Annotated in this window: 11 protein-coding genes; 5 read left to right on the top strand and 6 right to left on the bottom strand. The window is 44.0% G+C overall.

Going from position 1 to position 14,615, the window contains the following annotated elements; all coding sequences use genetic code 11:
* Nucleotides 1-81 precede the first annotated feature (81 nt).
* The gene (locus OCV30_RS05505) at nucleotides 82-3,159 is read left to right on the top strand and encodes an error-prone DNA polymerase (RefSeq protein ID WP_065677969.1); all 3,078 of its coding nucleotides are present in this window, start codon (nucleotides 82-84) and stop codon (nucleotides 3,157-3,159) included.
* Nucleotides 3,160-3,467: 308 nt separating this feature from the next.
* Here OCV30_RS05505 and OCV30_RS05500 read toward each other — a convergent pair whose 3' ends face one another.
* Both OCV30_RS05500 and mlc read right to left on the bottom strand, forming a co-directional pair.
* Nucleotides 3,468-4,409, bottom strand: a complete 942-nt coding sequence (locus tag OCV30_RS05500; protein ID WP_009848992.1) for a chemotaxis protein CheV — start codon at nucleotides 4,407-4,409, stop codon at nucleotides 3,468-3,470.
* Between the two features lie 167 nt (nucleotides 4,410-4,576).
* The gene (gene mlc, locus OCV30_RS05495) at nucleotides 4,577-5,794 is read right to left on the bottom strand and encodes a sugar metabolism global transcriptional regulator Mlc (protein WP_017102815.1); all 1,218 of its coding nucleotides are present in this window, start codon (nucleotides 5,792-5,794) and stop codon (nucleotides 4,577-4,579) included.
* Between the two features lie 598 nt (nucleotides 5,795-6,392).
* Here mlc and pyk point away from each other — a divergent pair.
* Nucleotides 6,393-7,841 carry a pyruvate kinase gene (gene pyk, locus OCV30_RS05490; RefSeq protein ID WP_012603578.1) on the top strand — a complete coding sequence of 483 codons (1,449 nt, stop codon included), beginning with the start codon at nucleotides 6,393-6,395 and terminating at the stop codon, nucleotides 7,839-7,841.
* A gap of 178 nt (nucleotides 7,842-8,019) precedes the next feature.
* Here the strand turns inward: pyk and OCV30_RS05485 are convergent, their stop codons facing one another.
* Together OCV30_RS05485 and cydH are read right to left on the bottom strand one after the other, a co-directional pair.
* Nucleotides 8,020-9,222 carry a patatin-like phospholipase family protein gene (locus OCV30_RS05485; protein WP_065677968.1) on the bottom strand — a complete coding sequence of 401 codons (1,203 nt, stop codon included), beginning with the start codon at nucleotides 9,220-9,222 and terminating at the stop codon, nucleotides 8,020-8,022.
* 41 nt (nucleotides 9,223-9,263) lie between these two features.
* The gene (gene cydH, locus OCV30_RS22935; protein ID WP_102308674.1) at nucleotides 9,264-9,353 is read right to left on the bottom strand and encodes a cytochrome bd-I oxidase subunit CydH; all 90 of its coding nucleotides are present in this window, start codon (nucleotides 9,351-9,353) and stop codon (nucleotides 9,264-9,266) included.
* 145 nt (nucleotides 9,354-9,498) lie between these two features.
* On the opposite strand from cydH, the gene OCV30_RS05480 reads away from it, so the two are divergent.
* The 3 genes from OCV30_RS05480 (at nucleotide 9,499) to OCV30_RS05470 (ending at nucleotide 12,157) form a co-directional block, all read left to right on the top strand.
* Nucleotides 9,499-10,092 (top strand): outer membrane beta-barrel protein, encoded by a 594-nt coding sequence (locus OCV30_RS05480; protein WP_065677967.1) that lies wholly within the window; start codon nucleotides 9,499-9,501, stop codon nucleotides 10,090-10,092.
* Between the two features lie 503 nt (nucleotides 10,093-10,595).
* The gene (locus OCV30_RS05475) at nucleotides 10,596-12,056 is read left to right on the top strand and encodes a sodium-dependent transporter (RefSeq protein ID WP_009848987.1); all 1,461 of its coding nucleotides are present in this window, start codon (nucleotides 10,596-10,598) and stop codon (nucleotides 12,054-12,056) included.
* 2 nt (nucleotides 12,057-12,058) lie between these two features.
* Entirely contained in the window at nucleotides 12,059-12,157 is a 99-nt protein-coding gene (locus OCV30_RS05470; RefSeq protein ID WP_009848986.1) for a methionine/alanine import family NSS transporter small subunit, read from the top strand.
* Nucleotides 12,158-12,216: 59 nt separating this feature from the next.
* On the opposite strand, the gene OCV30_RS05465 is transcribed toward OCV30_RS05470, so the two are convergent.
* Nucleotides 12,217-12,621, bottom strand: a complete 405-nt coding sequence (locus OCV30_RS05465) for a hypothetical protein (RefSeq protein ID WP_065677966.1) — start codon at nucleotides 12,619-12,621, stop codon at nucleotides 12,217-12,219.
* 228 nt (nucleotides 12,622-12,849) lie between these two features.
* Entirely contained in the window at nucleotides 12,850-14,280 is a 1,431-nt protein-coding gene (gene ptsG, locus OCV30_RS05460) for a PTS glucose transporter subunit IIBC (protein WP_009848984.1), read from the bottom strand.
* Nucleotides 14,281-14,615 lie beyond the last annotated feature (335 nt).

The following is a 14,615-nucleotide window of genomic DNA, read 5'->3' as shown; positions in this document are numbered from 1 at the left end:
TTAGCTCGTCCGTTCTACTTATTCAATTTCAGCGTCCCTTTTCAATCATGTTCACTCGCAATGGTTAAGTGAGATTACTTTATGTCTCAGCAATACTCAGAGCTTTTCTGTCAAAGTAATTATTCCTTTCTAGAGGGAGCTTCGCATGCGGAAGAGCTTGTTTTACAGGCCGACTTCTTACGTTACAAAGCACTCGCAGTTACTGATGAGTGCTCAGTCGCGGGCATCGTTAAGGTTCACTCAGCAATCAAGCAACATAAACTGTCGCTCAAGCAAATTGTCGGGAGCATGTTTTGGTTAAATGAAGAGTGCCAAGTGGTTTTGCTATGCCCAAATAGAGAGGCCTATGCCGAGCTGTGTCGTATTATTACCAACGCGAGACGTCGTAGCAGCAAAGGACATTATCAGCTCTCTGAGTGGGATATCATGTCGGCTAAGCACTGCTTCATTCTTTGGCTTCCTCAACAGAAGAATGAAGACGCGCACTGGGGGCAATGGCTATCTCAGCATCATTCAGGTCGGCTTTGGATCGGCTTACAACGACACCTAAAACAAACCGACCAGCAGTACACGGATTACTGTGTTGAGCTGTCACAACATCACCAACTGCCGATTACTGCCTGTGGTGGCGTGCTAATGCACAACGCGAATCGCTTACCCTTGCAGCATTCACTCACTGCTATTAAGTACCAAAAACCCATTACCGAAGTGGGCAGTCACTTACTCGCCAATGCCGAGCGCTGTTTACGCAGCATCAATAAGATCTCTCATATATTCAAAGCTGAGTGGCTAGAAGAGAGCAACCGAATCTCTGAGCTGTGTGAATTTGATTTAGCCAGCTTGCGCTACGAATACCCGAGCGAGCTGATCCCTCAAGGTGAGACACCCATGAGCTATCTACGCATGTTAGTAGAGAAAGGAAAACGAGCTCGCTTCCCACAAGGTGTACCTAGTGACATCCAACAGATCATAGATAAAGAATTGAGGCTGATTGACGAGCTAGACTACCCTTTCTTTTTTCTCACGATCCACGACATCGTCATGTTTGCCAAAAGCCAAGGCATTCTTTACCAAGGTCGTGGCTCCGCGGCCAACTCCGTGGTCTGTTACTGCCTAGAAATAACCTCTGTCGACCCAAGACAGATCTCGGTGCTATTTGAACGTTTCATCAGTAAAGAACGCGATGAGCCGCCCGATATCGATGTCGACTTTGAGCACGAGCGCCGTGAAGAAGTCATCCAATACATCTACAAAAAATACGGTAGAGAACGCGCAGCACTTGCCGCAACTGTCATTTCATACCGCTTCAAAAGTGCAGTAAGAGATGTCGGTAAAGCATTGGGGCTACAAGAAACTCAGCTCGACTACTTCATTAAGAACACCAATCGCAGGGACAAAAGCTTAGGTTGGCAGGCTCAGCTCACTCAATTGGGGCTACAGCCTGATTCTTTGAAGGGACAGCAGTTTATCCATTTGGTTAATGAGATCATCGGCTTTCCACGTCACTTATCTCAACACGTTGGTGGTTTTGTCATATCTTCTGGGCCTTTGTATGAATTGGTTCCCGTCGAAAATGCGGCTATGCACGATCGAACCATAATTCAATGGGATAAGGATGATCTTGAAACATTGGGACTGCTGAAAGTTGATGTACTCGCGTTAGGTATGCTCTCTGCGATTCGTAAATGTTTCGACCTGATCAAACGCATTCACGGGCGATCACTGACCATTGCTGAGATCACTCGCCTTAAGGACGATCCTCAGGTTTACGGCATGATTCAGCGAGCAGATACGGTCGGGATATTCCAAATTGAGTCACGTGCGCAAATGAGCATGCTGCCAAGGCTTAAGCCGAAGACTTATTACGACTTGGTGATTCAAATCGCTATCGTACGTCCTGGGCCTATTCAAGGCGATATGGTTCACCCATTCTTAAAGCGTCGAGATGGTATTGAGCCAATCAGTTATCCATCTAAAGACGTGGAGTCGGTTCTGTCGCGCACTTTGGGGGTGCCAATATTTCAAGAACAAGTGATTAAGCTCGCGATGGTTGCCGCAGGATTCACCGGCGGAGAAGCAGATCAGCTCAGACGCGCCATGGCTGCTTGGAAGAAAAATGGCAACGTCTTTAAGTTTAAAAACAAGCTCATCGAAGGAATGCAAAAACGCGGCTATGAGACAGAGTTTGCTGAGCAGATCTTTAAACAGATATGCGGCTTTGGCGAATACGGTTTTCCAGAAAGCCACTCGGCTTCGTTTGCGGTGCTAGCCTATTGCTCAGCTTGGTTGAAATGCTACTACCCAGAATGCTTCTATGCTTCCTTGCTCAATAGCCAACCTATGGGGTTTTATAGCCCATCACAGTTGGTACAAGACGCACAACGACACAATGTGGTAGTTCTTCCGGTATGTGTGAACGCCTCACAAGACAACCACACTGTCATCGCTCATCAGAATGGTTTAGCGATTCGCTTAGGGCTGCGACAAATCAAAGGATTCAGCGAACATGGGATTCAAAGCGTGCTCGCCAATCGTCCACAATCCGGTTATCGCCACCCTAGCCAGGTGAAACAGTTATCGATGAATAAGAAAGATATCGAGCTACTGGCATCGGCCAATGCGCTACATAACGTATTGGGAAACCGCTTCCAGACTCGTTGGGCAATCATGGACTCCGCTTCTGACCTACCTCTATTTCGTCAGGCTTATGACAAGGTAGAGCACGCCTTGCATAAGCCAAATGAGATGCAGGATCTATTGGAAGATTTCACCAGCGTTGGCGTATCGTTAAACAAGCACCCTATCACTTTGCTAGAAGAAGCGGGACGATTAGGTCGATTCACCCATATGAAAGACTTAAAACAACAAAGACACAAATCCATGGTCACGGTTGTTGGATTGGTCACTGGCAAACAATCACCCGGTACCGCAGCCGGTGTCACCTTTGTCACATTAGAAGATAACACAGGCAATATTAACGTTGTGGTATGGGGAGCCACTGCACGCGCACAGCAGCAAGCTTATCTGACAGCGAAGGCTTTAAAGGTTCAAGGAGTCTTAGAGAAGGAAGGCGAAGTCGTGCATGTAATTGCGGGGAAACTTATCGATATAACTGATGAAATTGTTGGCTTGAACACCAAATCTCGAGATTTTCATTAGCGATTCAAGTTGCCCTCCAAGAAACGCTAGAAACGAAAAAGGGAAGCATCCGCTTCCCTTAAATTCAATTTGTTGAGTTATACCTCAACGTCCGCTTCCGTACGTCTTTTCTTAAATTCCCTATACAGTAATAAGCTCAAAGTCATGACGACTTTAGACGTTAACCATATCATTCAGAGGAACTACCTTAGATTGTGCATGAAAAGTTACGTTAGTCGTTGAGCATATTTTGTTAAAAACATGCTGTATCAAATACTAGCAAACGTTTCCGCCAAGGTCATTCGAAACAAACCGTACAGCTGCATTAATTACAAAATCTGACGCATTCGCTCTTGAGTTACTTCAACTAAGAGGTCTGGTTGGAATTTAGAAATAAAGCGATTACACCCTACTTTCTCAACCATGGCTTCATTGAAACTACCACTTAATGAAGTATTTAGCGTAATAAACAAGTCATGCATTCGAGGATCAGTTCGAACTTCATGAGTCAGTTTGTAGCCATCCATTTCTGGCATTTCGGCATCGGTGATCATCAACAGTATTTCTTGATTGATGTCTTTGCCTTCATCACACCACTTCTTAAGTAAAGTCAGTGCTTCTAAGCCGTCACAACATTCGATAATGTTCAAACCAAGTTGCGACAAGGTGCCTTTGATCTGGTTGCGTGCTGTTGAAGAGTCATCCACGATAAGCACATTACGGCCAACCATTTCATTCGCTAACTGCTGATCTAGAACACCGTCAGAAATCGACACATCGTAGTCGATGATCTCCGCTAACACCTTTTCAACATCGATGATCTCAACGATTTTGTGCTGCTCTTCTTCTTGGATATGCGTGATAGCAGTTAAATAGTTTGCTCGACCCGTAGTCTTTGGTGGCGGTTGGATTTCTGTCCATGTCGTATTCACGATATTGCGAACTTGTCCAACCAAGAAGCCTTGTACGGTTCGGTTGTATTCGGTAATGATCAAGTTGTTTTCTTGAGTCTCATCACGTGATGGTGGGAAACCAATCGCACTGCGTAAGTCAATCACAGGTACAGATTCACCACGTAAAGAAGCAACACCCGTAATATGATGGTGAGAGCCTGGCAAGCGAGTGAGTACAGGCACTTTTAATACTTCTTTCACTTTAAATACGTTAATCGCAAATAGTTGGCGACTATTTAAGCTAAATAACAAGAGTTCCAGACGGTTTTCACCGACGAGTTTAGTTCTCTGATCAACAGAATTTAAAACGCCAGACATACAACACCTTAGTGACAAATAATAACTGTGGCTACAATAGCCTAATTCGATAGGTTAAAGCAAAGCGCAAATACACAGATGCTTAAACTAAGTACAACAAATGCTGTTATACATAGTTTAAGTGCATGGAAAGGGTTCAAGGAAGGCTAAAAACGATAAAAAAAGGGTTAGCCTTCAATCACTTTCATTAACAATTGGCCATCATATAAAGCTTGTTTAACAAGCGCAGCACCTGGCATGGTGGCTTGTTTATAGAATCGAGATTCCACCAGCTCTAAATCTTGATGGTAAACCGATAAACTCTGCTCTTCGATACACTTTTGAATCGCAGGATACAACACGCTTTTAGCCTGATTGATAACACCACCTATCAAGATTTTCTCAGGATTGAAAAGGTTGATCACAATCGCTATCGCGGCACCTAAGTAACGACCTAACTGTTCTATCACTTCAACAGCCAGTGGATCACCATCAGCAGCAGCAGCGCAGATCTGTTCAATTGTGACATCTTCAAACGCCGTTAGTGATGATGCTTCACCATTAGCCAACCGTTCTTTGACTTGCTCACGGAGAGCCTGTGAACTCGCAACCGTTTCTAAACAGCCATGATTACCACAATGACAAAGCTTGCCTTGTTTATCGATCTGAATATGACCCAGCTCACCGATGTTACCGTGGCGACCTTGCAATACTCGGCCGTCGAGAATGATCCCTGCGCCTACACCGTGGTGAATCGAGATCAAAACGGAATTATCGTTATCTTGAGAGTGACCAAACAGCTTCTCTGCTAATGCCCACGCTCGGGTATCATTGGCAATAAAGACAGGTAGACCTGTTTCTTTGTAGATCTCAGGACCCAACGCTAAGTTTTTAACGTTGTAGTGTGGCATCTGCAACACAATTCCCTGCTCAGAATTCACAAGCCCCGGTAGCGTAACCGCAATACTTGTTACCCTATCGAGTTGCTCTGCATAAGTTTGAAAAAACTCATCAATTTCATGCAGAAGACGCGCAAGTACATCGTCTTGGTCACGTTCATGAATATCAATCTTAGTATCGATAAGTACATCGCCGCCCAACTCATGGAGCGCGATAGTGAGATACCCACGACCAAGACGCATCGACAGAAACTGCCAACCTTCGTTATTGGTTTGCAGACCGACAGCAGGGCGCCCACGAGTCGTGGCTTCTTGAACCGTCGTTTCGTGAATAAGGTGAGCTTCAATGAGTTCACGGGTAATTTTAGTAATACTCGCCGGAGCCAACTCACTTTGCTTGGACAGATCGATACGAGAAATAGGACCTTTAAGGTCAATTAGTTTATATACACGACCAGCATTGACCTGTTTGATATGATCAATATGGCCCGGTTGAGCCATGTACATTTTACGCTCCAGAAATCATCAACGCGGTAATTTTTTTACTTTGCGAAGTAATTGTGAAGTCACTTGGTATATCGCCGTGACCAGTATCACGTATATACATGAATCTTTGTGTATCGAGTCAAATAGTTCGAGAAAAATTAGTACCGACATCGATAAATTGAGACTTAATTTTCTTAATGAAACATCGTTATTGAGTCCTGAATACAATAATTGGATACAAATAAAGAAATATCCTTCTAGCTCCCAATAAATAATCAATTAATGCATATACTTAATTAAGGCGCGTTGACCTTTCGTGGTTAAACTTTGTTCGAGATAAAAGCGTTTTAATCGCGGCGAGGGAGAAGTAGCCTAGTCATTCTAAGCAAATCTCCCTCAACAAAGAGTAAAACGCTTTTTGCGGGGGCGCCCAGCTCGAACCCTTCGGGCAGCGTTTGCTGGTCATTTCTACTACGTTATCGGCTTCTCATGTAGGCTAGCTACACATCAAAGCCTCTGCCTTGTATAAATACCCAGCAACTCGCTGCAAAAATCAGCTCGAAAGATCAACACGCCCTAGTCTTTTAAAAGATTACTTGGCCTCACTCTAGGAGTATTCATGACAGCCGAATTAAGAAAAACGAAAATCGTCACAACGCTAGGCCCTTCTACTGATAAAGGTAACGTGCTTGAAGAGATCATCAAGGCCGGTGCCAATGTCGTCCGTATGAACTTCTCTCACGGCACTAGCGACGACCATATACAACGTGCAGAAAATGTCCGAGCAATAGCCAAAAAACTTGGTACTCAGATCGCTATTCTCGGTGACTTACAAGGTCCCAAGATTCGAGTGTCAACATTCAAAGATGGCAAAATCCAACTTGCCGTTGGTGACCAATTTACTCTCGACAGTAGCCTTGGTTTAGGCGAAGGCAACCAACAAGCGGTCGGCCTTGATTATAAAGAATTACCTAACGACGTTTCAGCTAACGACATCCTGCTGCTAGACGATGGTCGTGTACAGCTAAAAGTAACCGAAGTGGAAGGTTGTCGCGTTCATACCGAAGTCATCATTGGCGGCCCTCTCTCGAATAATAAAGGCATAAACAAGAAAGGCGGCGGCCTGTCCGCAGAAGCGCTGACAGAAAAAGACAAGCGCGACATCGTCACCGCCGCACAAATCAAAGTGGATTACCTCGCGGTGTCTTTCCCACGCAACGGCGAAGACATGCACTACGCTCGTCAACTCGCACGTGAAGCAGGTTTAGAAGCTCACCTTGTAGCAAAAGTAGAGCGAGCAGAGACGGTAGCCACTGTTGAGAACATGGATGACATCATAATGGCCTCAGATGTGGTCATGGTGGCTCGTGGTGACCTCGGAGTCGAAATTGGCGATCCTGAATTGGTCGGAGTACAAAAGCAGCTTATACGCCGTGCTAGAGCGCTTAACCGAACGGTGATCACCGCAACCCAAATGATGGAATCGATGATTTCAGCGCCAATGCCAACCCGTGCCGAAGTCATGGACGTTGCCAATGCGGTACTTGATGGAACAGATGCGGTCATGCTTTCAGGTGAAACAGCTGCAGGTGATTACCCGGTCGAAACCGTAAAATCGATGGCTGAAGTGTGTATTGGTGCTGAGAAAATGGCGGGGATTAACAACCAATCCAATTACCGAATTGACCGCACGTTTGTGACCGCCGAAGAAACCGTTTCGATGGCGACTATCTACTCGGCAAACCATATGGAAGGCATTAAAGGCGTAGTCACTCTCACTGAATCAGGCCGTACTGCACTGATGATGTCTCGTCTAAGTGCAGATATGCCTATCTACGCACTATCTCGTAACGAAGGAACACTTAATCGCTGTACCTTGTACCGAGGTGTAACACCTATCTACTTCGAGACAGAAGCCAAAGACAGTTTTGACATTGCCCTATCTACGCTCACCTGCCTAAAAGAGCAAGAGCATCTTAAATTTGGCGATCTCGTTATCGTCACTCAAGGCGACATTATGGATGTGGCGGGATCAACCAACTGTATGAGAATCTTGCCTGTCACCTAATGTTTGCCCGTAAGGCGAAACGATTTGCCTAATCTCAAGACAAAAAAGGGTTATCGAACCAAGTTCAATAACCCTTTTCATTTCAGAACACGACTCACTAACGATCAGTTTAAACAGCACGTTCAGCTCACAGCATGCTAACTCATCAACTTCAAATATTATTAATCAACCTCAAGCATTACTTCTCAGCAGTAATGGTTGCCAACTGTGGCATGTGTGAACTGCGGGCATTTTTCGTAGAGGTATAAGTTTCAACAAATCGGTAACCGGCTTCTAAACCCAATTCATAATCGTGCAGTAAATCTTCTTTATTACTCATTAATGAATTGGATTTCAGCGGCTTACTCGGGGCAATTTGCACTACAAAAGCATCGTCTGGTGGGGAGTTCAAAAAATCCTGAGTCAATGAGTAAGTTTGGTAATGCACCATCAGCATATCTGCTAAGCCGGAATCAAACTTATCACCAATTAAATGACTTAATCTATAGATGTCATCCGCCCCGAATAACCATCGACCACCATTCAGTAAATCCAAATGTGATCTGTCGCGCTTCTGTTCTTTTGAGCTGAGAATTTGTTGTTGAAAGAACGAGCTCCAATCGGTTTTCCACTGTTCCACTTTTTGTTGCCAATGACCTTGAACACTGTCAAAAGATTCGCGGAACCATTCCAGTTCTTCGGCTGATATCGGTTTGGGTGTTTTTAATCTCGTACTGTTAGCTTGAACCTCGACCTCTTCCTCTAGCGTAGGCTCAGTTCGGATCACAACAATGGAACGGGCTTGTCTACGCCACGCTTCTTGAACTGGGATGCAAGCTGATACACCACCATCCACATAAGCATTGTCGCCAATAAAGATTTCATCATTGTATAAGCGAGGAATCGCACAGGTTGCAATCATCACTTTGTACCAATCTTCACCCAATACAGGGAAGTAGTGATCTCGTAAATCTTTAGAATCCGTGACGGCTGCATAGAAATGGCGATCGCCTAGCGTTTGTCGTCCTAAATCCAAATCAAGCTTGTATGGGTAAGCCATGATTTGTTCTAAGGCCCACTCTAATCCAAGGTTCTTTCTGTGTCGTATATAAGAAAAGAGATTGAAGAATTCAGGGGACGTTGTAAGGTCGAGAAGGAAAGAACGGCCAAGGCCTTTATCGCGGCACAGATAGGCGCATAGGTTTAAAGCACCTGCGGAAGTACCAAAGAATTCGTCGAAGGGGTCAAAATTAGAAAGAAGAAAGGCATCCAGCACTCCAGAAGTGAAAATACTTCTCTGCCCCCCACCCTGAGCGACCAGTGCTGTTTTTCCAGCAATAAACTTAGCGTAATAATCTAAGTCTATTGCTGTATCAATATTGGTTATAATCCCACTATTCATTATTCCCTGAGTATAAAAACTCAGCCTCGCAATAGAAGGTATTAACTACCAATTGCAATAAAGCCAAATGAAAGAATGATTGTGTAGATAAACACTGTTATTTGTAGGGCATTTTTCAGATTATGGTCCATAGACACCTCTGGATTATTATTAATTTGTCGAGTCTCTATTTAAGTATTATCAGGTGTGTGATGTATCTTCAAGAATCGTCGAAATTAGTCGCACAATATTGATGTAACCATCACAATTAGTAAGTGTATGGATAAGGATATACTCATGAATAACAAAGTAAATATGATGGCACTGATAGCACTTCTCTCTGTTTCGAGCGTGTATGCTTCACCGGAGATCATCATTACCCCAATGGTGGGCTATACTGGCGGCGGTAGTGTCGAAGATCAGGACGGTAAAACCTATGACATGAAAGGGTCTGAAAACTACACCTTTGCGATTGAAACGCCACTGGAGAAAGGACGCATCGGCTTTTTCTATTCTAATCAAAGCTCTGAATTCGAAACGCTCAATCTAAACTCTTCCATCCAATATCTACACTTTCAAAGCAGCATCTACTACCCAGCTTCCTCGGTGTTGTCTGGCTATTTAGGGCTAGGTCTTGGGGCATCTTACGTTGATGTAGATTGGGCAAAAGATAAATATGGATTCTCAACTTCTATCTTTGGTGGCTTAGAGTACAAATTGAGTGATCGCTTAGCGTTAAATACACAAGTACGCTGGCTAGGTACCGTTGTCGACAACGACACCTCCGGTGTTTGTAACATCCCGAGCAACGGCCAAGAGTGCATCATCCGCTTTGATACCGACTGGATGAACCAATTCCAAGCCAATGTCGGACTGAGTTTTACCTTCTAAGTATCGATGACCATAAGCATCTCATACCAATAGAACCTCCGAATAGTTGGTCAGTTCAACTATAGAGTGTATGAATTTCAGTCATACGCTCTACTTTTAAATAAAGTCACATAACCTAATAAATCCGAAAAAATCAGACACATAAACCAATCAGAAAACCCCAAACCAATTAATACCTCTAAAATAACCACCATTTAACATCTTAAAGACCATAAGCCTACAGTTATTAAACATACCTAATCTATTGCTTTAACCATTCTAACTAGGTAGGCTCATTAGCACGCATCAGCTGAATATTTCAGGTTATGCAAACACACATCAAACAATTAAGAATTATCCGCTGAGTTCTCCAATCGCTAACAACATAATAATCTAAACTTTTGCTTAATCACGGAAGATAAAGTAAACAGTCAAACCGTTTGCCTGTTTTAACTATCATCTCCTTACCAAGCACAGCGTGACGAGAAGCTTCATACCTCAGGGAAGTTGTAAAGGAGTTAAATATGAAGCGAGAACAGTGGGGATCCCGAGCAGGATTTATCCTTGCCGCAGTAGGATCTGCTATTGGTTTAGGAAACATTTGGCGTTTTCCATATATGGCTTATGAAAATGGCGGCGGTGCTTTTTTCATTCCATATCTATTTGCCATGCTTACGGCTGGTATCCCATTTATGATCCTAGAGTTCAGTATGGGTCAAAAATATCGTGGCTCTGCACCTGCAACCTTAGCGCGCATCAACTCAAAATTTGAGTGGCTTGGCTGGTTCCAAGTAGGTGTAGCGGCTGTCATCGCGGTCTACTATGTTGCCGTTATCGGTTGGGCAATTTCATACTTCGGTATGTCATTCAATCAAAGCTGGGGAACAGACACTAACGCATTCTTCTTCAGTGAATATCTAGCTCTAGGTGATAACTCACCGACGAACCTAGGTAGCATCCAATGGGGCATCGCTGGCGCAATGTTACTCGCTTGGGCAATCACTTATGCAGCTATCGTGGGTGGTGTTAAAGCTGGTATCGAACGTGCTTCTAAAGTAATGATGCCAGTGTTGTTCATAATGGTGATTTTGCTTATCGGACGCATGGTTTTCCTTCCTGGTGCTCTAGATGGTGTGAACTACATGTTCGAACCTGATTTCAGCAAGATCTGGGACGTAAAAGTATGGGCTGCTGCTTATGGACAAATCTTCTTCACGCTAAGTATCGGTTTTGCGATCATGCTGGCTTACTCAAGCTACCTGCCTGAAAAATCAGATATCACGAACAACGCGTTCATGACGGTTCTTATCAACTGTGGTTTCTCAATTCTTGCGGGTATTATGATTTTCTCTGTTCTTGGCTACATGGCTCAAGAACAAGGTAAACCATTAACTGAAGTTGTATCAGCAGGCGTTGGCCTTGCGTTTGTTACGCTACCTGCTGCGATTAATTTACTTCCAGCACCGTATATTCTGGGTCCACTATTCTTCTTTGCACTTGTTGTGGCTGGTTTAAGCTCTCATATCTCAATTATGGAAGCAGTAACATCTGCAATTATGGACAAGCTGAACTGGAGCCGTAAAAAAGCAGCAAGTATTGTTATTGGCGTTGGTGTTGTGGTGTCTATGGCATTTGCAACTAACGGCGGCCTACTTCTACTAGACCTAGTCGATCACTTCGCTAACAACGTCGGCATCATGGTAGGCGGATTCATTGAAATCCTTCTAATGGCATGGCTACTAAACAAAGTTAGCGATGTACGTGCGTACGTCAATGAGATTTCAGATTTCTCTATTGGCGTATGGTTTAACGTATGTTTACGCTTCGTCACTCCAGTTATGCTTGCAATCATTCTTGCAACTAAACTAAGCGCATTGTTTACAGACGGTTACGGTGGCTACGACCTGACTCTTGGCTGGGCGATGATCGCAGGATTACTAGCAATTGGCATTATCATAAATATGACAAGTAAGAAGGAAGCATAATCATGACAACGAGTGCGATTATTATGATGGTTCTTGGTCTTGGTATCACTTGGGGTGGTGCTGCAATTTGCATAAAGCGTGCAATGGACAAACAGAAATAACCTTATTTAAACCATTCAAAAATGCCAGCTACTAAGCTGGCATTTTTTTGTCTCATCACCTAGAACTTGTAGGTGATACCCAGTGCACCACCCACTTGTAATTCAACACCTTTATACATGTCGAGCTCAGGGTGAACTTGAGCGTACGCATTCCAACCTTCGTAGAAATTCACTTTAACACCTAAAGGCAAACGTAAGCCAAAATCATCATTCCACTCAGCCCAAGCACCTGCACCGACATACCAACTCAACGGAGCTTCAGTCTCAAACTGACCACGCTTCAAAATGTAGTCAAATGCAGCACCGTCGTTGCCAATCGTGGCACGGTATTTCTGATCAAATTCGACAACGACACTCAGGTCTTGGTCAATGGCTAATCCAACTTCCAAATCTGGTGCTTCAGAAGCATGCACAAACGCGGCTCCGCTGCAGCACATAAGGCCGATCAAATAACGATGTTTCATAATATTCTCAGACTGTTTTTAAAAATGGTAGTGTACTGGGTTCACAAAGAGAGGTGTCATCGCTAGGTAAAAGCGAACTGGCGCTCAAGGTTCGGTATCGGCCTTCAACACATAGAGTTGAGTAGAACTAATTGAGTAAGAAGAGCTTAAGCGTGAGGATATTTTGCATATTGCAGAAAACAAAAAAGGAGGCCGTAAGGCCTCCTTTCAATTTATTGAATCAGCGAATTAACCGTTGTTACGGATCCACTCATCCATGTCTGTCTTAAGGTTGTCAGACTTAGTACCGAAGATAGCTTGTACGCCACCAGCAACTACAACAACACCTGCAGCGCCTAGTTTCTTCAGTTTGTCTTGGTCAACAAGAGCAGTATCAGCTACTGCAACACGTAGACGAGTAATACAAGCGTCAAGACCAGTGATGTTCGCTTTACCACCGAATGCAGCAACTAGCTCACCAGCAAGTTCAGAACCTGTAGCAACTACTTCTTCTTCAGATTCGTCTTCACGGCCCGGAGTTTTAAGGTCAAGTGCTTTAATCACAGTGCGGAATACGATGTAGTAAATTGCAGCGTAAGCAACACCACATACAACCATTAGACCCATCTTAGACGCATTGCCAGATAGAACTAGGAAGTCGATTAGACCGTGTGAGAAAGATGTACCGTGTACAAAACCTAGAGTGTTCGCAAGAACGTATGCAGAACCAGCTAATAGAGCGTGGATTGCGTACAGTACAGGAGCAACGAATAGGAATGAGAATTCGATTGGTTCAGTGATACCCGTTAGGAATGAAGTCAACGCAGCAGAAGCCATGATGCCCATTACTTTAGCACGGTTTTCAGGTTTAGCTGAATGTGCAATCGCGATTGCAGCAGCAGGTAGACCGAACATCTTGAACATGTAACCACCAGCTAGCTGACCGAAGCCATTGCCCGCTGCACGAGATGCGTCATCAGCAACTAGGTAACAAGTAAGAACACCGTTTTGAGTTTCGCCAGCAGCGTTTACACAAGTACCAGCTTCGAAGAAGAAAGGTACGTTCCAAACGTGGTGAAGACCAAATGGAATCAGAGAACGCTCAACGATACCGTAGATACCAAACGCCACTTGTGGGTTTTGGTGAGCAGCCCAATCAGAGAACGCAGAAATAGCGCCGCCAACTGGTGGCCATACTACAGATAGTAGGATTGCTAGACCAATCGCAGAGAAACCTGTGATGATTGGCACAGCACGCTTACCAGCGAAGAAGCCAAGGTACTCTGGTAGTTGAATACGGAAGAAACGGTTGAATGCCCAAGCAGCAACACCACCGACTAGGATACCACCTAGTACACCAGTGTCGATTTTATCAACGCCCATTACACCAGCCATTACGCCTAGTGTAGCAGTCATGATGCCGTAACCAACGATAGCAGCTAGACCAGCTACACCGTCGTTATTAGTAAAGCCAAGTGCTACGCCTACTGCGAACAGTAGTGCCATTTGACCGAATACTGAACCACCCGCTTGTTCCATTAAGTTTGAAACGATTTCTGGAATGAAAGGAAGGTCTGCTGCACCGACACCTAGCAAAATACCCGCAACTGGTAAAACTGATACTGGTAGCATCAGAGACTTACCAACTTTCTGCAGGCTAGCAAAAAGGTTCTTAAACATGTTTATGCTCCTGATAAAGATAAAATAATTATATGGGTCCTAACGGCACACCCCCGTAGCCTATATGTTAGCACCCAGTGAAAATGTAACCATGTATTGCATTATATTTTCTGCCGCTAAATATATATTGATGGGGAACTAACTTTCTAGTCACTTACGAAATTTAGTTTCAAAACACGTCTTGGATCACATGTCAAATATAGAAATGCAATGCTTTACAACCCGCTAACCAACTGAAAAACAAACAAATTATAATCACCCTCTATTATTTTACTGAGTAAATAAAATAGAGGGTAATGTTATTTTTAGTAACAAAATTACAAATGTTGTAATTC

This window comes from Vibrio atlanticus, from assembly GCF_024347315.1.
GTDB lineage: Bacteria > Pseudomonadota > Gammaproteobacteria > Enterobacterales > Vibrionaceae > Vibrio > Vibrio atlanticus.
Note: the sequence above shows the minus strand (reverse complement) of the source record. Positions and strands in the feature narration are given on the sequence as shown.